Here is a 20405-nt window from a genome sequence, read left to right on the forward strand (position 1 = left end):
AACGATGTTTTAGATTCAGAAGAAATTGAATTATTGAAAAAGTACCTTAGCGAGGAGGATGTCATCAAATGAATCCAGTTGTGTTTATCGAAAACGGACAAGCAGTTACTGACAGCCTTACAGTGGCTGAGACATTCGGCAAAAACCATAAAGATGTACTTCGCGACATCCGGAATCTTGATTGTAGTGAGGAATTTAATCAGCGCAATTTTGCGCCGATCGATTACAAGGACGTTGGAGGCCGAACTTACCAAAAATACCTCATCACGCAAGACGGTTTCTCCTTCCTTGTCATGGGATACACCGGCAAAGAAGCAGCTCGCTTCAAGGAAATGTACATTGGCGAGTTTAACCGGATGCGGCAGCAGTTGAGCGGACCACTGGTCCCACAATCATTACCTGAAGCATTACGTCTAGCAGCGACCCTTGCAGAAGAGAAAGAAGCTCTTATGCTCCAAGCCGCCCAAGACAAACCAAAGGTACTGTTCGCAGAAGCGGTGACCGCGAGTAAGACAAGCATCCTCGTTGGCGAGCTGGCGAAGATACTTAAGCAAAACGGCATTGACATCGGTCAGAATCGTTTCTTCGAGTGGTTGCGTGAGAATGGCTACCTGATCAACCGTAAGGGCACAGACTACAACATGCCGACGCAGCGCTCAATGGAACTTGAACTGTTCGAGATTAAGGAAACGGCTATAAACCATTCGGACGGACATGTATCGGTGAGCAAGACGCCAAAGGTTACTGGCAAGGGGCAAGTATACTTCGTCAACAAACTGAAGGGGGCATGAAGGGTATGACGCTTATTCAAATGCTCAACGAAAAAGGTCTTACATCCGGCCCGGTCTACGCTACTGGAATCCTGAAAGGTCATGAAGCAGCTCGCATGGTGGCGGACTTCAAGGCGCAAGAGACGATCCGCGAAGGACATGCAAAGGTTCTTGCACAATGAGCGGGTCTTGGGTCGAAGCCATTTGCGACGCAGACTTCCGCACGGTGTTGGGCAACCTCGACTTCTCCAATGTTAGCTTGATGCTTCTGAACACCGTGGAAGAGGCGGCTGCTTATTACACAAGAGAGGAGAATGAAGCATGACAATGGGGAATGCATCGAATATTAGGACGATCTTTGTTCAGGAGAAGCCTTCAGCAGATCTTGGGACTGTGATCAACGAGCAGTTAGAAGAGCTTTCAGGTATCGCTGATATTGAAATTATTGACATCAAATTCACGTCCTTTTCAGACGAAGATGGGGTTGGCTGGCATGCTGCCTTGATCATTTATAAAGGGTCCGGCAATGAATGAGCCAAACCTTGACCGATTCAGCCGGCCTCTATGGGGCGAACGGCAAGAACGCCGCCCAACATGGGACGAGCTCGTTGCAATAAAAAAGACTGCGATTGGCTCCTACCCCAATGCAGTCCACACGACAACAAAAATTCAAAGTCAGTTTAACACGGAGCTGGCGAAAGAGGAAGAACAAATTTCTCCCTGCTGCCAGGCAGATGTATACATCCAGACGGTTCAGGACTTTATACAGCAAAGAACATACGACGCTCTGACCTGCTGGAACTGTCACCAAATTATCGAGGAGGTCTAACATGGCCGCTAATACCCAGCTTATTACGATCCACAACAACTTAGAAAAACTGATTGATTCTAAGAAAGACGCAATGCCGCAAGGCTTTAATAAAACACGGTTCATTCAAAACTGTATGACGGTGCTCCAAGATACTTACGGAATCGAGAAGTGCGAGCCGACAACCGTTGCTAGGACGCTGTTGAAGGGCGCATTCCTAGGGCTCGATTTCTTTAATAAAGAATGCTACGCGATTCCGTACGGCGCTTCGATGAACTTCCAAACCGACTACAAAGGCGAACGCAAGCTTGCTAAAAAGTACAGCGTCCGCAAGGTGAAAGACATTTATGCCAAGCTCGTGCGGGCGGGTGATGTCTTCGAGGAAAACATTACGGATGGTCAGCAAACAATCCAGTTTGCACCGGTTCCATTCAACAATGGCGACATTGTCGGCGCATTCGCTGTAGTTTTGTTCCATGATGGCGGGATGCTTTACGAGACAATGAGCATCGCTGAAATGGAGCATGTCAAAGAGAACTATTCCAAGAAATCCAAGGATACCGGCAAATTCTCTAAAGCCTGGGAAGTAAGCACCGGAGAGATGTATAAGAAGACGGTTCTTCGCCGGCTGTGCAAAAACATTGAACTGGACTTCGATACGATCGAACAGGCAAGAGCATTCGAGGATGCTGCAGATGTTGACTTCAACAAAAAAACTGCGCCACAGCAGACAAGCCCGCTGAACGTTGTAGATGCGGAGTACGAGGTGGTCAACGATGGTTCCACAACTGAAGCTCAATCCGAATAACTACTTCAGTCGGGCCGCTAATCTTCGATACATGAGCGTCAGCCAGTTCAAAGGCTTCCTGCCCGCATACGGCGGCTGCGAAGCAAAGAGTATGGCAGAGCTCGCCGGACTGTACGAACGGCCTGATAAGACGGCATTTGACGAGGGGCACTACGTTCACGCATGGAACCAGGGGACGCTTGATGAATTCAAGGATGCCAATCCGGACTTATACAGCAGTCGAGGAGCGACAGCCGGGCAACTCAAGTCGAACTTCAAGCATTGTGACAAGATGATCCAGACCCTTGAGTCCGACCCAACTGCAATAAAGGCGCTGGCCGGGCAAAAGGAAGTCATCTTCACAGCCGAGTTATTCGGGATCCAGTGGAAAATCATGATCGACAGCTATCAGCCGGGAGTCGGGATGTTCGGGGATCTTAAAGCCCTGAAAGAGATTGACGGCAAGTTTTGGAACAAGGAAGCAAACCGGTATGAGAACTTCCTCGACCATTATGGCTACACCTTGCAGATGGCGGTTTATGCAGAGATTGAACGGCTTGCTACTGGCCGCGATGTTTGGCTGATCCCTCACTTGGTTGTCGTGACGAAGCAAGACCCACCCGACCATGAAATCATCTATTTCGATTATGAAGCGATTGAGCAGCAGCTCGGTATCGTGGAGCGACATATAGAGCGAGTGAAGGCTGTAAAGAGCGGACAAGCAGAACCAGAAAGATGCGAGTCCTGCGACTACTGCCGGTCAACGAAGAAGATCAAGCACATCAAGCATTACCGGGAATTAGAACTTTATTAAACGGAGGTTTTGCATGTGTCTACGACAATCAAAGATTTGGTTTGCCACGCATTGCTGAAGCTCAGCAACACCATATATAGCCCTTATGCAATTACTATCAGCAATTACATTTACAAACTGGAATCCGACCTGTCTGTATCCAAAAAGACGGAAGAAAAAGCGGTTGGCGATCTTGGCGCGGCCGGGCTGGAGCTGGCTGCTGTTGTGAAAGAACGGGATGGACTACGCCTGAAGATTGCCGAAATGGAACAGAAAGCACAGCCCGCACCGGTTGTATTGCCTAAAGAGATTGCGGCGGCATTGGATGAATACTTGGCTAAGAGCCCATTCAATGACGACAAGGCATATATCGCTTGGAGAGTGTTACAACACAATGATCCATCCGGCGGATTTCCCTTCTTGTCGAAGCTGCAACAGTATGCAGCAGGCAGAGGCGGCTCTATCAAGCTGGTGGACGCGATCCGGTACGGCTACACGGCCGAACAACCTGAGAAAACCCCTGATGATCACATTTTCGAGCAATACGTTCAGTTCTGCGACAACGGGATGGTTGATGCAGCAGAAGCCATGCTCAAGGCAATCGAGATATTGGCGCCTGGCAAGACCGACCTCCTAGAAAAGATGCGGGCGGTTGAACGGCTGCCATTCTAAGAAGGTGAGGCACGATGGCAAGTCCGCAGCCTGATAAATACACCGGTATAGCAAACGAGCTTATGGAGCAGATACCATACTTCAAATTTAACGGTGCTCAATTTCGAATAATCATGGTTGTCTGGCGGAACACCTACGGCTGGAAACGGAAGGATCACGACTTGTCGCTGACCTTTCTCCATGAAAGGACCGGGATCCCGGAGCGCACTGTCAAACATGTGGTTTCCGGACTGATTAAAGCAAACGTTCTGATCGAGACCAAGGCTGCCACGAAGACGAGCGCTCGAAGGCTTGCATTCAATAAAAATTACGAGGAATGGGATGTTCCTCGAGGCGGTGATTCGATGAATGACATTTACGATGAGGGGCAAGAAATCTCCCCTCCTATAGAAGAAAATGAGGTGCAAGATTCCTCCCCTCATGAGGGGCAAGAAATCTCCCCTCCTATAGAAGAAAATGAGGTGCAAGATTCCTCCCCTCATGAGGGGCAAGAAATCTCCCCTCAAGTAATTACTATGAGGGGCAAAAATCCTCCCCCAAAGAAAGAAAGTTCTTTAAAGAAATCTTTTAAAGAAAATGTGGAGTTTGAGGATTTCTATTCTTACTACCCAAGAAAGATTTCGAAACAAGCAGCATTAAAAGCTTGGAAGAAATTATCCAAGGAAGAAGACTTCGATCATACAGCAATCATCACTAATACGATTAATTTCGCAAAGACATGCGAGCTGCTTAATACGGAAGCGAGATACATTCCTCACCCTTCCACTTTTTTAAACCAGAAGCGTTATGAGGACTACCCAACAGTGGATCCGGAAGGGTTAGCTAAATCATCCGGTAATAAATTCGATTCCAACCTAGATTTCTTTAAAAACCAATTAGGGGGTGGCGGCGCTGACCAGGGATCAAGTTTTACTGCTCTTGGCGAAGGCATCCGCAGCCTACCCGAATAAAGCTCCGGACTTCAGACGCAATCCGCAAATTCTTGAATTATGGGTGGAGCGCTTGGCAAGCGTAGATGCGGCCATAGGGCTGGCGAATCTCAACCGGCATATCGACTCAAGCAATTTCTTCCCGGATATAGCGGACATCGTGAGATTGACCTCGAACGAAGTGACCAACCTCATCAGGGAAGAGACGCAGGAAAGGTTCCGACTTCTGGCTGAATGGGAGCACAAAGCAACGCCAATGCCGTTGCAACTGAAGCGTGGTGCTGGAGAATGAGCTACGAAGCAGAAGCTTCCGTCCTCGGCGCATTAATCAAACAGCCGGACCTAATGGATGACTGCTACCTCAAACCGGAGGAATTCATCGCAGACGATCGGCATGCACTTATCCTTGAAACCCTCCAGTACTGTTATGAAATTGAGGGCACGGTAGACCTTGTTATGCTGGTCCAGCGAGCGGGCTCCAATGTTATGAAAATCGGCGGCATGTCTTATCTCAGCGAGCTTGCAGCTTCAGTCCCAACGGCCAACAACTTTATGAGCTATCAATACATCGTGAGAGAGACATTTATCAACCGTGAAGCATCCGCCTCCTTTGCGAGTTATGCCGGATCTGAAAGGATTGATCTGAGTAAAGCTGCTGCCAAGATCGAGGAGCTTCAGGAAATGCAGAAGCGTCCGGGCAGTAGCGGCGGGCTCAAGAAAATGGGCGGCGTACTGAACGGTCATGAGGAAGTCATCGAAGAGCGGCAGAAGAAGCGAGGTATGACCGGTGCTCGAACCATAAGCAAGAAGCTCGACGCGATAACAGGTGGGCATCAACGGCAAGAGCTTGAGATCGTCGCAGCGCGGCCATCTGTTGGCAAGACGGCTTACATGAACGGAGACGCACTTCAGGCGGCTAAGGACGGTTATGCAGCAGCCATCTTCTCTGGAGAAATGCCAGAGTTACAGGTGACGGAGCGGATGATCTGCACCATGGCTAACATTGACCACTCGAAACTCCGAAGCGGCTCCTTCGACGATGATGACTGGCTTAAATATTCATTTGCACGTGACGAGCTAGACCAGCTGCCAATCTTCATCGACGATGAGCCCGGCATGACTATCCAGCATATCCGTCGCGAGGTTAAAAAGCTCGTTAAGGATCAACCGAATCTGATCGTTTACATCGACTATATCCAACTTATCGGTGGTGGCCGGAAGTTCAAGGACAAACGTGAAGAGGTCGAGTATGTATCGAAATCCCTCAAGCTGCTGGCCCGCGAATGCGACATTACAATCGTCGCTCTCGCCCAGCTAAGCCGGGGAGTCGAACAGCGGCAGGACAAGCGCCCAATGCTTTCCGACATCAAGGAAGCTGGTGGTATCGAGCAGGACGCGGACATCATTACGTTCCTGCACCGCGAGGACTACTACGACAAGAACACCGAGAAGAAGAACATCATCGAGCTTATCATCGCTAAGGGCCGGAACGTCGGCACTTTCACCATAGAAATGGCTTTCCTCAAGCAATATGGCAAGTTCGTTGACCTGGAACGGAGTGCTGCCTGATGGCGAAGGCAATACCTGACCAAGTAAACAATGATGAGGAATACAACGATTTACTAAAACGAATCACTGACGCAGCTGTCGTGATCGGTGATCCCCTGATCGACCCGGAGAAGCGCGATAAGCTGATGTGGTTCTATGACAAGATGTGCCATGTGGCACGTGAATATAGGAAAAGTGAGGTGTAAGCAATGAACAATCTCTCCCCTCGGCCGTTGTGCAAGCATCCCGGTTGCAAGCTTCGCTCTCATACTACTTTTGCCCTTGTGCCGCTGTGCAACGAACATAACGAGTTGATCCGTAAGGAAACAGCCCTCTACTACACCAAGAAGCAAAACACCAAGCTGGCTGAGACACGGCCGGAATACCGGAAGATTGAAATGCTGATCCCGTGGAGCCAGGCGCGGATGGGTAAGCCCGAATGACCCGGCCGGACCCGATATTTCAAGCAGTGCCGGAGGAAATCATCAAAGGCGATAATGGCGAAGTGCTTGCCGAGGTCTTCACGCTGCCGGAACAGCTGACAGCCAAACAGCAGATATTTACGGTAACAATACGTAGGGTGGCTGAAGCTGAATTGAAAGCTGCTATCAGGGACCTAGAAAAGCGAGGCTATACGCTGGTTAAGCAAGGGGCTTCAAGCATCGATAGGATGGAGAAGAAATATCGACCTTCATCTCTTGTCCCGTACAAGTACGCCGGAAAGACGCATGACGTACAGCATTGGGCAGTTCTGAGGAAGGTGGAAATATGAAGGCATTAAGTTTATTCAGTGGGATCGGCGGCATCGATCTTGCCTGTGAGTGGGCTGGAATCGAAACAGTAGCCTTCTGCGAGCGGGAGCCATTCCCTCAGAAGGTGCTGAGAAAGCATTGGCCGGACATCCCAATTTACGATGATGTATGCACGTTAACGAAAGAGAGGTTAGAAGCTGATGGAATCGGATCAATTGAGCTTATTCACGGAGGATACCCTTGCCAGCCTTTTAGTCATGCCGGGAAGCGAAAAGGCAAAGAAGATGACCGTCACCTCTGGCCGGAGGTACGCCGACTTATTGAAACCATTAGACCCCGTTGGTTTGTTGGTGAAAATGTTGCTGGGCACGTCACACTGGGGCTCGACGATGTGCTTTCTGACTTGGGAGAGCTCGGTTACACCGCGCAGCCGTTCGTTATTCCGGCTTGTGCCGTCAACGCCCCGCACAGAAGAGACAGGGTTTTCATTGTGGCCTACTCCAGTGGCATCGGATGGAACAACAGGAGCCATAATCGGGAAGAACGATACATTCAGGGTGACATCAACTGGGATGCCGCGGAAAGTGAATCAGAATGGGACGGACGGATCAGTGGGGCTGGGGAGATTAGTACAACTTCTCCCGACGCCTCAAGCACGGGATTATCGATCGGGGGACGATCCGAATGGACCGAGGGCTCAGAGAAAACGCGAGCAAGGCTGGAGTCCGAACCTGAACGATGTAGTGAAGATGTGGCCAACGCCGAGAGCCAACGATGCAGAAAAGAGGGGGAATATCAACCTCAACGAACCGAGGAATGGCCTTCCAGCAGCAGTGAAGATGTTCCCGACTCCCCAAGCTTCAGACAACAGAGACAGAGGGAACTTATCCAATCCTTCGATACAAAAACGGATCGCATCTGGGAAGCAAGTGAATCTCTCGATGTGCGTGTCAGAAACCAGTGGTCAGCTGAACCCGAAGTGGGTCGAGTGGCTAATGGGGTTCCCAACCGGGTGGACAGACTTAAATCACTCGGAAACGCAGTAGTGCCGCAGCAGATATATCCAATCTTTGCAGCAATCATGGAGATAGAAAAAGCAAAGGAGGCGCAGAAATGAGGTTTGTAGGTATTGATCCAGCCTCTACTACTGGATTCGTTGCATTGGACATAACCGGAGCTTGGGTTAAGGCGAAAGAGCTAACTGGAGTTGGTTCAGAAACACCCCGTAAGATCAGAACGCTCCATGATGAAATCCTTTTACACCTTCATGCTGATGACCAGGTTGCAATAGAAGGCTTTGCGCTTGAGGCTGCGGATACCAACAAGGTCTCAAGTGGATGTAACTGGGCAGCTAGGTTGGCTGCGGATCGGAAGGTTGGAGGCTTTAATGTCGCAGAGACAACCCAACTCAAGAAATTCGTCAATGTTTCAGAATGGACAGGCGTTAAAGGAAGTAAAAAGCGCCTAAAGGGCAAGCAGGTCAAGGAACTAGTTAAAGCTGCTGTTACCGAACATTGGGGATTTAATCCGAAGACCGATAACATCGCTGATGCTTATGTGCTCGCTCAGATCTCGCTCGGTTTATACAGACTTAAATCGGGGCTCCCGCTGGATGAATACAAGCCCTATCAACTAGAAGTTCTCCACAAGATTGCGGAAAAGGCTTCATAGGAGGCGGTTGTTATTAATCTGAACAACGCAAATCAATCTGAATTATTAACTATCATCGCTCATGATCAAACCTCGAGACTGTCGGACATCGTATTTGCAAGGGATATATACGAACGAAAATACGGCAAGCTGCCAACCTTCCCGGTGGTGCAGCAAACTATAAAGAAGGTGTATCCAAGGTGAGATTACAGGAAGATCGCCATCACTTAGTAACCGAGAACATGGGGCTGGTTAACAAGTATGCAAGAAGAATGGCACTTGTAAACCGGGATCCTGCACTTGATTATGAAGACTTCTATTCTGCCGGCTGTATGGGACTTATACACGCAGCTGCACGGTTCGAAGAATCGAGCGGCCTGAAGTTCTCGACATATGCCACGCGTTGCATCGTCGGCCTAATTAACCGTCATAAAAACCAAGTCACTACCATTCGCGTTCCGGTGCATGTTAAGGAATTATGCACCAGGATGGCGAGAGCAGGAGTGGAAAACGCGACAGCAGAGGAAATTGCAGAAATGTTTCAAGTTCCTCTATCAAGAGCTGAGAGCGCTCTGGAATACAACAGATGGCATGTACTTTCGGCCAACACTCTACTCAGCCATGACGATGAGACAACACTGATCGATACCATAGGGTCGCCAGCCATAGATACAACAATCCCATACGTCGAAGACTTCATTGTAACTTTGAAGCCGAGAGAGCAGCAAATTGTTAGAGGGCTGCTTGAGGATCTGACATTGCGTGAGATCGGCGCACAACTCAGCGTAAGCTACCAACGCATTGGAGCGCAGGTGAACGAGATTCGAGAGAAATGGCTAAATTACGAGCGGAAAGTTATGAACACCTGGTAAGTAATAATCCAAATATAAAGGAGCAATTATCCATGCAAATTCAAGTGAGAGCTCATTTTAATAAGCAAACGAAGGACAGCAAAAAGGAGTTGGTTCAGTTCTACGTAAAGGGCGATGACGAGAAGCGTCCGGAGCTTAACCAAATGACACGTTCAGTGGTCATTCTTGAAATCGATGGCGTTTACACTGAACTGACTGCTGAATTTGCAAAAAGCACTAAGGACGGTAAGAAGACGATTCTGGAGTTCATCGTTAAAGGGGATGCTTCGGCAATGGAGACTTTCCAGTTCTACAAGCTGGCCGGTTCCGATGTACTTCTCACCATTACTGAATCCCAAATGAGTCTGGAGGAGTTCCATCGCGAATCGCCGGAAGAAAAATCTAAGGAAGACGATAAGAACCAGGCTGCCCTTGATATATGAAAAACTGGAACTGGGGATTTATCGGTGCGATTCTCTTCAGTTTAGCATGTTGGGCTCTTACGTTTGCAGGACTGTGGTTTCTAATTAAGGGATGACAAAGCGGCCCCGGTTCATCCGGATCGGGGCTTTAGTATCTGAATGAATAGGCGGTGTTCATGATCATGGGGTGTTTGAATGGAAAATGTGACACATGCGGTCAGCAACTTGAGTATGTCGATTTAAAATGCGGTGACGATATTTGCGAAAACTGTTGGTTAGAACAGGGCGGTTTTGAGGATGAGGAAACAAAATGAATAGGCGGTGTGCATGGTGAGGGTTTCCGAATTAATATCTTGGCTTCAAAATTTGCACCAAGATTATGACATTGATATTTTTGACAATGAATCGGGAGAGGGTAAGGAAATATCTATTATCGAGGAATGGGGCTTAACGAGATCATATACGATATTTCCCGAAGAATCATAATGAATATTGAGATACAAGGAGGTTGTGTAATTGAAAACACCTGAAATTACGAACCACTTTAAAGAACGATGGATGACGAGGGTGAGGGGGTTGAATTTCGCATCCCGAAAGGACATCGACCAGATTAATACGGAGTTAACGATAGAGATAGCAAATGCGTTTGAGCAGTCCCAGCTCATTGTACAAGACGCTTTAACAGATACGGTTACTTCAAAAACGAACTACTACCTGTACCAAGATATTATCATGGTTACCGACGTCAATATTAAGAGGCTCATTACTTGTTATCGCATCTCATTGCCTTTCCCCGAACCAATTGTCAGTAACATCATCGAAACTACCATGAGCAAGATCGATGAATTGCGGCGAATGATTCACGACCGCCATACGGAACTTATTCCTAAGTGGCAATTGACCAACAGCATTGTGACGGAGAAAGAACAAGAAATTGAAGAGCTACAGTCCAATATCGACAGGATAAAAGATGAACTTGCAGCTATTAGAAAAGAAGATAGAGAATCGCGGGCGGAGTCAGATCGTATGTATGATGAAATTAAGGAATACGCCCGCATCCTCTGCAATTCGATGGCATTGAAGCAAGATATCATTGATGGCATTTGTTAAAACAAGAAGCGCATATGAGGTGATTTATGCAACTCGACTTCGAATTGGAGGGGCTGGACCGGAGGCGTACGCAGGCAGCTGTTGAGGAAGCGCTGGAGAAGTATCGAATTTGCAAGACAATTACTTTTGAAGAGCGTGAGGCCAGCACCACTCAATCTTACAGTGACATGCCTCGCAGTTACACTGGTACGACCAGTGATCAGACGGCTAACATTGCAGTTCATAATGTGGACAAACCAGCGCAGCGGCGAGCTTATTGCGAATGGATCGAGCGCCATGTTAAGAAATTGCCCCATAAAGAACGGATGCTAATCGTAGAACGATATATGAAAGATGATTACGTCAAGGATTTTGCGGTTTACCAACTGCTTGAAGTGAGTCAGGGAACTTATACAAAGATTCGGTGGAAGGCGTTTTATAAACTAGCTCTTGCTCTTGATATAGCTGTTGCTATTGAGAAAACCACGGAATGAGAACAAGTTCAAAGCGAATATTGATAAGTGAGGTGAATTAATTATGGAAACGAAGAGTGAAGAACAAACATTATTGGGCGTTAAAGACATCATGAACCGAATGAAGATCGGGCGAAACAAAGCTTATGAAATTATTGAGAGTGGAGAATTTCATGTGATTCAACTTGGCAAGAGGATCTATATACATCCGGAAGTTTTCGAAAACTGGCTTAAAGGAAAAAAATAGCGAAAATTTGTCCTATTGAGTGGAGATAATATGTGATACGATTTTTAAGTCACATTGAATCTCCACATTTTCTTTAAAAGGGACTGAAAATGGAGGAGACGGCAAATGGCAGAGCCTAAATTAAATGAAAAAACAGGTAAATGGGAATTTGTAGTCGACCATTACGTGAACGGTAAAAGAAAGCAAGTCCGGCGTAAAGGCTTCAGCACTAAACGAGAAGCTAATGCAGCTAAGACGAAGCTTTTGAAGGAGATCCAAGATGACCAGTTTGTGAACTTAGATAAAATTACTGTGGAGACCTTTCTACGTAGATGGTTAGAAACTGAAAGAAAATTTGAAGTTGATGAGACAACTCATTACAACAATATGCTTTATTTCAAGAATCACATCATTCCTCGCATAGGACATTACAAAATGCAAAAGCTCGATGCGTTTATTTGCCAAGAGTTCATCAACGCGATGCATCGGGAGAATTATGCTAGAAATACCATCGACCGTGTAACGACGATACTGAAAAAAGCGTTCGACCGGGCAATTGATTATAGAATAATCAAAGAGAACGTTATGCGGAAGACAAAGCTACCTAAAAGGGTTAAACTCGAGCAAAAATATTGGACAGCAGCTCAAGCAACAGAGTTCTTATCCTTCACCCGACAAGCCAGGTATTTCATCGTATATGCGCTAGCTTTGTTCACTGGAATGCGGCAAGGGGAGATATTAGGCTTACGTTGGCAAGACATTGATTTTGAAAAGAAAACACTACAGGTCAATCAAACATTAACTAACTATGGCAAGTCACTCAAGTTCGGAGCAAAGACGGTTTCCGGCGTAAGAACAATATCGCTGCCCGATAAACTCATAGAATTCCTTCTAGAGCATCGTAAGTTCTACGAAGAGACCATCAATGAGATTAAGAACCAGTTGGGCAAAGACTTCGTTGACTATGATTTAGTTGTTTTTAATTACAGCACAGGCGGGACAGTCTTCCCTTCTAACCTTACGAAGACATACATCAAAGACGTTAAGGGCAGTGGACTTCCACACATTCCGTTCCATAGCTTGAGACATACACATGCAACGATGCTGATCGAGCAGAATGTGAATGTGAAGCTGATCTCAGAACGACTTGGTCACTCCAAGATCGCGGTCACGCTTGATGTCTATAGCCACGTGACCCCAAACATGCAGCATGAAGTAGCCAGCCAGCTCGATCAAATTATAGCGATTTAGTCTGCTCAGTTTGTGACCTCTGTGTGACTCGGTAAAAAGAAAACAGCTAAAAACGCAGTAATACCAACGGGTTTCTTCATTAAAGTATCATGTGCGGAGCGCTTGATGTGGGGCTGCTTAACGATCGGCTGAAAGATAGAGAAATAATCGCGGGTAGAGCAGTTGGCGTAAAAACATTGGAGGAACTGCTTGCGGCGCCTCTTGAATCCGTAACAACTACTGCGGAATCGCTTGGCATCACTGTCGGGATGAATGGCGCAGATGCGCTCCGCTTAATGATATAGCACTCGAGTGCATGAACGAAGAGGCAGCCTCCCGCCCAAGGAGACTGCCTCTTATTGTGTTATTACTCGAACAGCTTTTTAAGATTGACGTCAAATGGCGCTTCGATGATGCCCTTCTCCGTGATAATGGCCGTCACGTATTCGTTAGGCGTAATATCGAAAGCCGGGTTGTAGACCTTCACGCCTTGCGGAGCCGTACGTTTGCCGAAGCCTTCCGTAATCTCCTCCGCATTGCGTTCTTCGATCGGAATCTCGGCCCCGGTAGGGGTATTCAAATCGATGGTCGAGAGCGGGCAGGCTACATAGAACGGAATGCCATGAGCTTTCGCCAGCACCGCCACGCTGTACGTACCGATCTTGTTCGCCACGTCTCCGTTGGCGGCAACACGGTCCGTGCCTACGATTACGGCGTTTACCCAGCCTTTGGACATGACATGACCGGCCATGTTGTCGCAAATGAGAGTAACGTCAATGCCTGCTTGCTGCAGCTCGAACGCCGTGAGGCGCGCGCCTTGCAGAACCGGACGAGTCTCGTCGGCAAATACGCGGATGTTCATGCCGCGCTCCTTGGCCAGATAGAATGGGGCAAGCGCAGTACCGTATTTCGCCGTAGCGAGTCCGCCCGCGTTGCAATGCGTGAGCACGCCGATATCGTCCTGGAACAGGGACAACGCATGCTCGCCAATCAGGCGGTTTGTCTCTTCGTCTTCGCTTTGAATGGCGATGGCTTCATCAAGCAGCGCCTGCTTCAAGGCTTCAAGCGAATGGCCTTCGGAAGCAAGAGCTTCGGCGCGGGCTTTCATCCGGTCCAGCGCCCAGAACAGATTAACGGCAGTAGGACGCGAAGTAGCCAGATACTCAGCTGCTTTGCGCACATCCGCAAGCCAATCCTCGGCGGAATTCGCATTGCGGCTTCCCAACACTACGCCATAAGCGGCCGAAATTCCGATAGCAGGCGCGCCTCTAACCTTCAGATGGCGAATGGCTTCCCATACGTCTTCTTGCGTTACAAGCGGCAAATAAACGATTTCTTCCGGCAGCAGCCGTTGGTCGAGCAGATCCAGCTTATCGTCATGCCAGATGACGGATTGCAGGCCAGCATAATTTTCTGTAGTCATGTTGTAATTCCTCTCCTGATTCAATATGGCTGTTACTGCTTAGCTTCGGCAGTCAGAACAACATCAATGGCTTGTTCAATGGATACCGCGCGGCGGTTCAAATGAATGAGGGAAGTGCCGATTTCCAGGGCAAGACGCTGCGCGCGCTCGCGTGCGGCCGCATCCGGAATGGTATCGATATCGGCAACATGAGCCAGGCCTACAATGCGGCGTACAACCTTGCAACCGGCATAACCGATCGCATCCTGAAGCAGACGGCTCATGTACAGATCCTGATAGCCCGGCGTTTCGTTCGCCATACGGTCTACGCCATGCTCGTTCCACAAAGCGCGGAATTTCCGGTCGAACTTCGTCCATGTATCGCGGATAGTATCGAGCAGGTAGCCGCGGAAATCGGCAAGCTCTTTCTCATCGGCAATCCAGTGGCCTTGTCCCGCATAGTTCAGCAGGAGGTTAGCGATAACCGCGCCGATATCGAAGCCGATAGGGCCATAATAAGCAAATTCAGGGTCAATGACTTTTGTTGATTCCGGTGTAGCGAAGACGCTTCCGGTATGCAGATCGCCATGCAGCAAGGCTTGCGCGCTTGTCAGGAACTTCTCGCGGAGCAGAGCAACTTCGAGATGAAGAGCTTTATCCTCGCGGAGCGCTGCGGCGGCATCCTCGATGGCGGGTTCTATATTATTATTGGAAGACACCGTATACGGATCGTCGAAAATAAGATCTTCCGTTATTTTGCACAAATCCGGATTGATGAACTCTTTAACCCGTTGCTTTTTATCCTGCTGGTTCATGCCGAGATCCGAAGTGTAGAACAATGTATTTGCCATAAAGGTCGAAATATCTTCCGCGAATTTCGGATAACGGATGCCTTTGACAAGACCTTGGCGCATAATCAGGTGATCGCTCAGATCCTCCATGACCGTAAGCGCAAGCTCGGCGTCATACCGGTATACAACGGGCACAAGGCCGGGTGCAAGCTTGTTCTGAAGAATCAGGGACTCGCTCTCGATCCGGGCGCGGTCGAGCGACAGCGGCCAGGATTCGCCGACAACCTTCGCATAAGGAAGAGCCTGCTTCATAATGAGGCTTTTGCCGCTTGCCGGGTCGGTGATATGGAAGACGAGATTTAAGTTGCCGTCGCCGATTTCACGGCAGTTAAGCTCAGCACCTGCAGGGAAAAAGCCTTCGATGCCGCCTGCGATTTCAATCGCTTCTTGTTCGGTTAATGCATGATAAGCAGACATGGTTCGTCCACCTCCGGTTTCGTATTTGAAAAGGCGTCTTAATGCCCAGTAAACTCCTCAACATAGTATAGCGGATATTATTTCGCCTTGGAATACCTCCAAATGATATAATGTTACATGATTAAGGACAAGCGGGCAATGCGTGGAAGCTCTATGGAGCATGAATCATCCACATTTTTATTCGAAGGGGGTCGTGTAATGCCGAATAACGAACGGGAGCCGGTTGCGCTCAAGGAATGGGCAGTAACGGTAAAAGCGCTGCAGGAAGGGCATCTTATTCTTGTTATGCGCAAGGGCGGGATTGTCGAGGAGACGCGGGATTTTCAGCTGGTGAGCAAAGGCTTTTATTTAATGCCCGCATACGAGCATCAGAAGGAGCATTTGCTGAAGGATGCTTATCAAGGGCAGATCCAGGGTACCATGCAGGGGTGGTCGCCCGACATGCCGTCCATGGGGCTGAACGCCTACGCGGAAGCGGTAGAGGATATCGAGATTACGGACCAGGAGACCTTGGACCGGATCCGGGATTTCCACATATGGACGGATACGTTCGCCGAGGAGCGGCTCAAATGGAAGCGCACGAAGCCGCTGCATCTGCTATTGCTGAGAGTGTACCGTCTGGAGGAGCCGGTAGAGCTGCCGATGCAGCCTGCTTATAACGGATGCAAATCCTGGGTAAAACTGGATGAGGGAATGCCGCAGCCGATTATGACACCCGTTATGTCGGATGAAGAATTCAAGAAGCAAGTGGAATTAATCAAACAAGCATTAATAGGAAGAGATATCTCGGAGGGCGTCTAATTCTAGCCACTGGACGTTCCCGCATTGATTAATAACAAAACTTATAATAAAATAATTATTGAGAATCAATGAGAATCACTCATCACTCTATAATATTCCCATTTGGAAAGCTTTTATAGGGATGAGCCTAAAAACCGATTACCAACCTTGGAGGGATAAGTATATTATGGCAACGCATTTTGTCATCGATGGCCTGAAAGCAGAGATCGAAGGAAAAGAGATTTTGAAAGGCATTAACCTTGAAATCAAAGGCGGAGAAATCCATGCGATCATGGGTCCTAACGGTACGGGTAAAAGTACTCTCGCTTCCGCGCTGATGGGTCACCCGAAATACGAAGTAACGGAAGGCTCCGCTACGATTGACGGCGAAGACCTGCTGGAGATGAGCGTTGACGAGAGAGCACGCGCCGGCCTGTTCCTTGCTATGCAATATCCTAGCGAGATTCCCGGCGTAACGAACTCCGACTTCCTGCGCAGCGCAATCAACGCACGCCGTGAGGAAGGCAGCGAAATTTCGCTTATCAAATTCATCCGTCAAATGGAAAAGAAAATGAAGGAGCTTGAGATGAACCCTGAGTTCGCTCACCGTTACCTGAACGAAGGCTTCTCCGGCGGCGAGAAAAAACGTAACGAAATTCTTCAAATGGCTATGCTTGAGCCAAAAATCGTTGTTCTTGACGAAATTGACTCCGGCCTTGACATTGACGCTCTGAAAATCGTTTCCAACGGTGTTAACGCTATGCGTTCCGAAGACCGCGGATTCCTGATCATTACTCACTACCAACGTTTGCTGAACTACATCACGCCTGACTTCGTACACGTTATGATGCAAGGACGCATCGTGAAATCCGGCGGCCCTGAGCTTGCAGAGCGTCTTGAAAACGAAGGCTATGATTGGGTTAAAGAAGAGCTCGGCATTGTTGACGAAACAGTAGGCCAAGCTTAATCGGCGGAGAAGGGAGCATAACGGGATGAGTACACAATTAACGACTCCGACGGACCGTCAATCGGCCGAAGCGCTTGCACGCAGCAAAGGCGAACCGCAATGGCTCGTCGATCTTCGCGGTGAAGCGGCTGAGCTGGCTGGCACATTGGAATGGCCGAAACCGGAGAAAATGCGTATCGACCGCTGGAATCTGACAGCTGTCGGAGCATATGAGCAAGGTAAAGCGGTAGGTTCGGTTACCGAGCTGCCGGAAGTAGTCCGCGAGCTGGTCGCTGAAGGTACGGAGAATATCGTCGTTCAGCACAACTCGAGCGCGGTTCTGAAGCAATTGTCTGCAGAGCTTGCCGCTAAAGGCGTTATTTTCACAGATCTAGAGACAGCATGCAAAGAGCATGCGGATCTCGTTAAACCATATTTGTTCCAAGCGGTATCCGCGGGCGAGAACAAGCTGACCGCCATGCACGCAGCATTGTGGAACGGCGGCGTATTCGTATACGTGCCTAAGAATGTTGAAGTTGAGCTTCCGCTCCAAGCGGTGCTGTTCAACAACAAGGCGGACGCTGCATTTGCTCCGCACATTCTCATCGTTGCGGAAAGCAACAGCTCGGTTACTTACGTGGATTATGTTGTATCCGAACCGGGTTCGATCGATGCGCCATTCGTTCATCACTCGGTTGTTGAAGTATTCGTGAAGCCAGGCGCGCATGTTCGTTTCGGTTCCATTCACCATATGGCCGAGAATGGCGTTGATATGACGCTCCGCCGCTCCGTTATCGAGAATGACGGGCAAATGGAGTGGGTTGTTGGCGACTTGAACGACGGCTACACGGTATCCGATACGGTATCCTTGCTGAAAGGCAATGGATCGAACTCCGATGCGAAAGTCATCAGCATCGGCGGCAACGAGATGAAGATGAGCCTCACGACGCAAGCGACGCACTTCGGCCGCAGCTCGGAGTCCAACATGGTAACCCGCGCGGTTATGAGAGACAACGCTACGGCTATCATCAACGGCATCACGAAGATTGAGAAGGGCGCTACGAAAGCTAACGGCGTGCAAACGGAAAAAGTTCTGATGCTCAGCCCGAAAGCGCGCGGTGACGCCAATCCGATCCTTCTGATCGACGAGGATGATGTTAAAGCAGGCCACGCGGCAAGCGTAGGCCAGGTTAACCCGGAGCAGGTTTATTACCTGATGTCCCGCGGAATCAGCAAGCAAGACGCTGAACGTTTGATTATTTACGGATTCTTGGCGCCTGTCGTATCGGAAATTCCGATTGATGCGGTACGCGAGCAGCTTCAGCGTTTGCTCGAAAGGAAGCTTGAAGGATGAATATAGAAGCGGTAAGGGAGCAATTCCCGATACTGCATCAGCAGGTAAACGGGCATCCGCTCGTTTACCTCGACAGCGCGGCGTCTTCCCAGAAGCCGCGTTCCGTCATTGATGCGGTTAGTCGTTATTACGAACTGGATCACTCCAATGTGCACCGCGGCGTCCACACGCTTGGTTCCCGGGCGACGGATGCTTACGAAGGTGCACGGGAGAAGGTAGCCAAGTTTCTGAATGCGAAGTCGGCGGAAGAAATCGTGTTCACGCGCGGTACGACGACGGCGCTTAACCTAGTCGCATCGAGCTATGCCCGCACCGTGTGCAAGGAAGGCGACGAGATCGTCATTACGCCGATGGAGCATCATGCCAACCTTATTCCGTGGCAGCAGGCAGCGAAAGCGACGGGAGCGATGCTGAAGTATATTCCTCTTCAGCCGGACGGCACGATTTCCTTGGCGGACGTGGAACAGGCGGTTACGCCGAATACAAAAGTCGTTGCGATGACTCACGTATCGAACGTGCTTGGCGTTGTTAATCCTATCAAGGAAGTTACGGCTATCGCGCACAAGAACGGTGCGGTAATGGTCGTTGACGGAGCGCAAAGCACGCCGCATATGAAGGTTGACGTACAGGATTTAGATTGCGATTTCTACGCTTTCTCTGGTCATAAAATGTGCGGGCCTACCGGTATCGGCGCGTTGTACGGCAAGAAGGAGCTTTTGTCGAACATGGAGCCGATCGAATACGGCGGCGAGATGATCGACTTTGTTGATTTGTATGAATCAACTTGGAAGGAATCCCCGTATCGCTTCGAAGGCGGTACGCCGATTATTGCGGGAGCCGTAGGACTTGGCGCCGCGATTGACTTCCTGGAGCAGATCGGACTTGACGAGATCGATAAGCATGAGAAGAAGCTGGCTGCCTACGCCTACGACAAACTGTCCACGATTGAAGACGTTACGATCTACGGACCAAAAACGAACCGCGTTGGTCTTGTAACGTTCAATCTGGGCGATATTCATCCTCATGACGTATCGACCGTGCTTGATTCTTACGGCATTGCGATTCGCGCAGGCCATCATTGCGCCCAGCCGCTGATGCGCTGGCTGAATGTATCGGCTACGGCGAGAGCAAGCTTTTATCTATACAATAACGAGGAAGAGATCGACCGCTTGGTGGACGGCCTCATCCGGACAAAGGAGTTCTTCGGTCATGCAATTGGATGATTTATATCGTCGAGTCATCATGGATCATTATAAAAATCCACGCAACCGCGGAACATTGGATACTGATGCCGTCACCATCAACTTGAACAACCCGACTTGCGGCGACCGCATCTCGCTTCAGCTTCAAGTAGAGGATGGCAAAGTAATCGATGCGAAATTCAGCGGAGAAGGCTGCTCCATCAGCTTAAGCTCCGCCTCTATGATGACGGAAGCTGTTAAAGGCAAAACTTATGATGAAGCTATGGAGCTTGCCGAACGTTTCTCCGGATTGATGAAAGGCGAAGATGTGGAGTTCGAGGAGAACGAAGACATCGAAGCCTTGTCCGGGGTTAATAAGTTCCCTGCACGGATCAAATGCGCGACACTGGCGTGGAACGCATTGCGCAAAGGAATCGAGCAGAAGCACGTATAGAACGAATCGAATACTTGAAG

At 49.0% G+C, this 20405-nt stretch carries 29 protein-coding genes and 1 pseudogene; 28 read left to right on the plus strand and 2 right to left on the minus strand.

The annotated features are described in order from the left end of the window. The first annotated feature begins 68 nt into the window (after positions 1 to 68). The 23 genes and pseudogenes from WFJ73_RS17115 to WFJ73_RS17225 all read left to right on the plus strand — a co-directional run. On the plus strand, positions 69 to 791 hold the full coding sequence (locus tag WFJ73_RS17115; protein WP_336774227.1) for a Rha family transcriptional regulator: 723 nt from the start codon (positions 69 to 71) through the stop codon (positions 789 to 791). Between the two features lie 5 nt (positions 792 to 796). Continuing rightward, positions 797 to 952, plus strand: coding sequence for a hypothetical protein (locus WFJ73_RS17120; RefSeq protein WP_336774228.1), 156 nt, complete (start codon positions 797 to 799; stop codon positions 950 to 952). Continuing rightward, positions 949 to 1095 (plus strand): hypothetical protein, encoded by a 147-nt coding sequence (locus WFJ73_RS17125; RefSeq protein WP_336774229.1) that lies wholly within the window; start codon positions 949 to 951, stop codon positions 1093 to 1095. Before WFJ73_RS17120 ends, WFJ73_RS17125 begins: the two co-directional genes overlap by 4 nt. Further along, on the plus strand, positions 1092 to 1304 hold the full coding sequence (locus tag WFJ73_RS17130; RefSeq protein WP_336774230.1) for a hypothetical protein: 213 nt from the start codon (positions 1092 to 1094) through the stop codon (positions 1302 to 1304). Before WFJ73_RS17125 ends, WFJ73_RS17130 begins: the two co-directional genes overlap by 4 nt. Next, the gene (locus tag WFJ73_RS17135) at positions 1297 to 1599 is read left to right on the plus strand and encodes a hypothetical protein (protein WP_336774231.1); all 303 of its coding nucleotides are present in this window, start codon (positions 1297 to 1299) and stop codon (positions 1597 to 1599) included. Before WFJ73_RS17130 ends, WFJ73_RS17135 begins: the two co-directional genes overlap by 8 nt. Before the next feature lies 1 nt (position 1600). After that, positions 1601 to 2386, plus strand: a complete 786-nt coding sequence (locus WFJ73_RS17140) for a RecT family recombinase (RefSeq protein ID WP_336774232.1) — start codon at positions 1601 to 1603, stop codon at positions 2384 to 2386. Then, positions 2355 to 3179, plus strand: coding sequence for a PD-(D/E)XK nuclease-like domain-containing protein (locus tag WFJ73_RS17145; RefSeq protein ID WP_336774233.1), 825 nt, complete (start codon positions 2355 to 2357; stop codon positions 3177 to 3179). Before WFJ73_RS17140 ends, WFJ73_RS17145 begins: the two co-directional genes overlap by 32 nt. Before the next feature lie 15 nt (positions 3180 to 3194). Continuing rightward, positions 3195 to 3830: a hypothetical protein gene (locus tag WFJ73_RS17150; RefSeq protein ID WP_336774234.1), complete on the plus strand. Its 636-nt coding sequence runs from the start codon at positions 3195 to 3197 to the stop codon at positions 3828 to 3830. Between the two features lie 14 nt (positions 3831 to 3844). After that, positions 3845 to 4780 (plus strand): replication protein, encoded by a 936-nt coding sequence (locus tag WFJ73_RS17155; RefSeq protein ID WP_336774235.1) that lies wholly within the window; start codon positions 3845 to 3847, stop codon positions 4778 to 4780. Next, complete coding sequence (locus WFJ73_RS17160) at positions 4749 to 5051, plus strand: hypothetical protein (RefSeq protein ID WP_336774236.1); 303 nt, start codon at positions 4749 to 4751, stop codon at positions 5049 to 5051. Before WFJ73_RS17155 ends, WFJ73_RS17160 begins: the two co-directional genes overlap by 32 nt. Next, entirely contained in the window at positions 5048 to 6328 is a 1281-nt protein-coding gene (locus WFJ73_RS17165; RefSeq protein WP_336774237.1) for a replicative DNA helicase, read from the plus strand. Before WFJ73_RS17160 ends, WFJ73_RS17165 begins: the two co-directional genes overlap by 4 nt. Beyond that, a complete protein-coding gene (locus WFJ73_RS17170; protein ID WP_336774238.1) occupies positions 6328 to 6513 on the plus strand; it encodes a hypothetical protein in 186 nt (61 codons plus the stop codon). Before WFJ73_RS17165 ends, WFJ73_RS17170 begins: the two co-directional genes overlap by 1 nt. Positions 6514 to 6516: 3 nt before the next feature. Beyond that, the gene (locus WFJ73_RS17175) at positions 6517 to 6750 is read left to right on the plus strand and encodes a hypothetical protein (RefSeq protein WP_336774239.1); all 234 of its coding nucleotides are present in this window, start codon (positions 6517 to 6519) and stop codon (positions 6748 to 6750) included. Next, the gene (locus WFJ73_RS17180) at positions 6747 to 7079 is read left to right on the plus strand and encodes a hypothetical protein (RefSeq protein WP_336774240.1); all 333 of its coding nucleotides are present in this window, start codon (positions 6747 to 6749) and stop codon (positions 7077 to 7079) included. The genes WFJ73_RS17175 and WFJ73_RS17180 overlap by 4 nt, the downstream gene beginning before the upstream one ends. Continuing rightward, on the plus strand, positions 7076 to 8176 hold the full coding sequence (gene dcm / locus WFJ73_RS17185; RefSeq protein WP_336774241.1) for a DNA cytosine methyltransferase: 1101 nt from the start codon (positions 7076 to 7078) through the stop codon (positions 8174 to 8176). Before WFJ73_RS17180 ends, dcm begins: the two co-directional genes overlap by 4 nt. Continuing rightward, on the plus strand, positions 8173 to 8730 hold the full coding sequence (locus tag WFJ73_RS17190; RefSeq protein ID WP_336774242.1) for a hypothetical protein: 558 nt from the start codon (positions 8173 to 8175) through the stop codon (positions 8728 to 8730). The genes dcm and WFJ73_RS17190 overlap by 4 nt, the downstream gene beginning before the upstream one ends. A gap of 179 nt (positions 8731 to 8909) precedes the next feature. Further along, entirely contained in the window at positions 8910 to 9581 is a 672-nt protein-coding gene (locus WFJ73_RS17195) for a sigma-70 family RNA polymerase sigma factor (protein WP_336774243.1), read from the plus strand. A gap of 32 nt (positions 9582 to 9613) precedes the next feature. Beyond that, entirely contained in the window at positions 9614 to 10003 is a 390-nt protein-coding gene (locus WFJ73_RS17200) for a hypothetical protein (RefSeq protein WP_336774244.1), read from the plus strand. 495 nt (positions 10004 to 10498) lie between these two features. Then, on the plus strand, positions 10499 to 11092 hold the full coding sequence (locus WFJ73_RS17205; RefSeq protein ID WP_336774245.1) for a hypothetical protein: 594 nt from the start codon (positions 10499 to 10501) through the stop codon (positions 11090 to 11092). Positions 11093 to 11118: 26 nt separating this feature from the next. Next, entirely contained in the window at positions 11119 to 11565 is a 447-nt protein-coding gene (locus WFJ73_RS17210) for an ArpU family phage packaging/lysis transcriptional regulator (protein ID WP_336774246.1), read from the plus strand. Between the two features lie 43 nt (positions 11566 to 11608). Beyond that, on the plus strand, positions 11609 to 11791 hold the full coding sequence (locus WFJ73_RS17215; protein ID WP_336774247.1) for a helix-turn-helix domain-containing protein: 183 nt from the start codon (positions 11609 to 11611) through the stop codon (positions 11789 to 11791). 105 nt (positions 11792 to 11896) lie between these two features. Next, a complete protein-coding gene (locus tag WFJ73_RS17220) occupies positions 11897 to 13021 on the plus strand; it encodes a site-specific integrase (protein WP_336774248.1) in 1125 nt (374 codons plus the stop codon). A gap of 86 nt (positions 13022 to 13107) precedes the next feature. After that, positions 13108 to 13305 (plus strand): annotated as a pseudogene (locus tag WFJ73_RS17225) (DUF1805 domain-containing protein); the annotation flags it as partial. Between the two features lie 62 nt (positions 13306 to 13367). On the opposite strand, the gene mtnA reads toward WFJ73_RS17225, so the two are convergent. Next, positions 13368 to 14423 (minus strand): S-methyl-5-thioribose-1-phosphate isomerase, encoded by a 1056-nt coding sequence (gene mtnA, locus WFJ73_RS17230; RefSeq protein ID WP_336774249.1) that lies wholly within the window; start codon positions 14421 to 14423, stop codon positions 13368 to 13370. Positions 14424 to 14455: 32 nt separating this feature from the next. Continuing rightward, positions 14456 to 15670, minus strand: a complete 1215-nt coding sequence (gene mtnK / locus WFJ73_RS17235; RefSeq protein ID WP_336774250.1) for an S-methyl-5-thioribose kinase — start codon at positions 15668 to 15670, stop codon at positions 14456 to 14458. Between the two features lie 198 nt (positions 15671 to 15868). Here mtnK and WFJ73_RS17240 point away from each other — a divergent pair, with 198 nt between their 5' ends. The 5 genes from WFJ73_RS17240 (at position 15869) to sufU (ending at position 20385) form a co-directional block, all read left to right on the plus strand. After that, positions 15869 to 16471: a DUF1802 family protein gene (locus tag WFJ73_RS17240; RefSeq protein ID WP_336774251.1), complete on the plus strand. Its 603-nt coding sequence runs from the start codon at positions 15869 to 15871 to the stop codon at positions 16469 to 16471. Between the two features lie 166 nt (positions 16472 to 16637). Beyond that, on the plus strand, positions 16638 to 17417 hold the full coding sequence (gene sufC, locus WFJ73_RS17245; protein ID WP_015846171.1) for a Fe-S cluster assembly ATPase SufC: 780 nt from the start codon (positions 16638 to 16640) through the stop codon (positions 17415 to 17417). A 25-nt stretch (positions 17418 to 17442) separates the two neighbouring features. Continuing rightward, entirely contained in the window at positions 17443 to 18750 is a 1308-nt protein-coding gene (gene sufD, locus WFJ73_RS17250) for a Fe-S cluster assembly protein SufD (RefSeq protein ID WP_336774252.1), read from the plus strand. Beyond that, positions 18747 to 19973, plus strand: a complete 1227-nt coding sequence (locus WFJ73_RS17255; RefSeq protein WP_336774253.1) for a cysteine desulfurase — start codon at positions 18747 to 18749, stop codon at positions 19971 to 19973. The genes sufD and WFJ73_RS17255 overlap by 4 nt, the downstream gene beginning before the upstream one ends. Further along, entirely contained in the window at positions 19960 to 20385 is a 426-nt protein-coding gene (gene sufU / locus WFJ73_RS17260) for a Fe-S cluster assembly sulfur transfer protein SufU (protein ID WP_116394325.1), read from the plus strand. The genes WFJ73_RS17255 and sufU overlap by 14 nt, the downstream gene beginning before the upstream one ends. The last annotated feature ends 20 nt before the right edge of the window (positions 20386 to 20405 follow it).

The sequence above is a fragment of the Paenibacillus sp. MMO-58 genome (assembly GCF_037146255.1).
In the GTDB taxonomy this organism is placed as follows: domain Bacteria; phylum Bacillota; class Bacilli; order Paenibacillales; family Paenibacillaceae; genus Pristimantibacillus.

What these genes read in the sequence shown, in the direction of transcription:
- WFJ73_RS17240 (WP_336774251.1), top strand. Translation starts at nt 15,869, where the DNA reads ATGCCGAATAACGAACGGGAGCCGGTTGCGCTCAAGGAATGGGCAGTA.
- WFJ73_RS17125 (WP_336774229.1), top strand. Translation starts at nt 949, where the DNA reads ATGAGCGGGTCTTGGGTCGAAGCCATTTGCGACGCAGACTTCCGCACG.
- WFJ73_RS17170 (WP_336774238.1), top strand. Translation starts at nt 6,328, where the DNA reads ATGGCGAAGGCAATACCTGACCAAGTAAACAATGATGAGGAATACAAC.
- WFJ73_RS17115 (WP_336774227.1), top strand. Translation starts at nt 69, where the DNA reads ATGAATCCAGTTGTGTTTATCGAAAACGGACAAGCAGTTACTGACAGC.
- sufC (WP_015846171.1), top strand. Translation starts at nt 16,638, where the DNA reads ATGGCAACGCATTTTGTCATCGATGGCCTGAAAGCAGAGATCGAAGGA.
- WFJ73_RS17120 (WP_336774228.1), top strand. Translation starts at nt 797, where the DNA reads ATGACGCTTATTCAAATGCTCAACGAAAAAGGTCTTACATCCGGCCCG.
- WFJ73_RS17135 (WP_336774231.1), top strand. Translation starts at nt 1,297, where the DNA reads ATGAATGAGCCAAACCTTGACCGATTCAGCCGGCCTCTATGGGGCGAA.
- dcm (WP_336774241.1), top strand. Translation starts at nt 7,076, where the DNA reads ATGAAGGCATTAAGTTTATTCAGTGGGATCGGCGGCATCGATCTTGCC.
- WFJ73_RS17175 (WP_336774239.1), top strand. Translation starts at nt 6,517, where the DNA reads ATGAACAATCTCTCCCCTCGGCCGTTGTGCAAGCATCCCGGTTGCAAG.
- WFJ73_RS17145 (WP_336774233.1), top strand. Translation starts at nt 2,355, where the DNA reads ATGGTTCCACAACTGAAGCTCAATCCGAATAACTACTTCAGTCGGGCC.
- WFJ73_RS17210 (WP_336774246.1), top strand. Translation starts at nt 11,119, where the DNA reads ATGCAACTCGACTTCGAATTGGAGGGGCTGGACCGGAGGCGTACGCAG.
- WFJ73_RS17215 (WP_336774247.1), top strand. Translation starts at nt 11,609, where the DNA reads ATGGAAACGAAGAGTGAAGAACAAACATTATTGGGCGTTAAAGACATC.
- WFJ73_RS17130 (WP_336774230.1), top strand. Translation starts at nt 1,092, where the DNA reads ATGACAATGGGGAATGCATCGAATATTAGGACGATCTTTGTTCAGGAG.
- sufD (WP_336774252.1), top strand. Translation starts at nt 17,443, where the DNA reads ATGAGTACACAATTAACGACTCCGACGGACCGTCAATCGGCCGAAGCG.
- WFJ73_RS17255 (WP_336774253.1), top strand. Translation starts at nt 18,747, where the DNA reads ATGAATATAGAAGCGGTAAGGGAGCAATTCCCGATACTGCATCAGCAG.
- WFJ73_RS17190 (WP_336774242.1), top strand. Translation starts at nt 8,173, where the DNA reads ATGAGGTTTGTAGGTATTGATCCAGCCTCTACTACTGGATTCGTTGCA.
- WFJ73_RS17140 (WP_336774232.1), top strand. Translation starts at nt 1,601, where the DNA reads ATGGCCGCTAATACCCAGCTTATTACGATCCACAACAACTTAGAAAAA.
- mtnK (WP_336774250.1), bottom strand. Translation starts at nt 15,670, where the DNA reads ATGTCTGCTTATCATGCATTAACCGAACAAGAAGCGATTGAAATCGCA.
- WFJ73_RS17220 (WP_336774248.1), top strand. Translation starts at nt 11,897, where the DNA reads ATGGCAGAGCCTAAATTAAATGAAAAAACAGGTAAATGGGAATTTGTA.
- WFJ73_RS17165 (WP_336774237.1), top strand. Translation starts at nt 5,048, where the DNA reads ATGAGCTACGAAGCAGAAGCTTCCGTCCTCGGCGCATTAATCAAACAG.
- WFJ73_RS17200 (WP_336774244.1), top strand. Translation starts at nt 9,614, where the DNA reads ATGCAAATTCAAGTGAGAGCTCATTTTAATAAGCAAACGAAGGACAGC.
- sufU (WP_116394325.1), top strand. Translation starts at nt 19,960, where the DNA reads ATGCAATTGGATGATTTATATCGTCGAGTCATCATGGATCATTATAAA.
- WFJ73_RS17155 (WP_336774235.1), top strand. Translation starts at nt 3,845, where the DNA reads ATGGCAAGTCCGCAGCCTGATAAATACACCGGTATAGCAAACGAGCTT.
- mtnA (WP_336774249.1), bottom strand. Translation starts at nt 14,423, where the DNA reads ATGACTACAGAAAATTATGCTGGCCTGCAATCCGTCATCTGGCATGAC.
- WFJ73_RS17180 (WP_336774240.1), top strand. Translation starts at nt 6,747, where the DNA reads ATGACCCGGCCGGACCCGATATTTCAAGCAGTGCCGGAGGAAATCATC.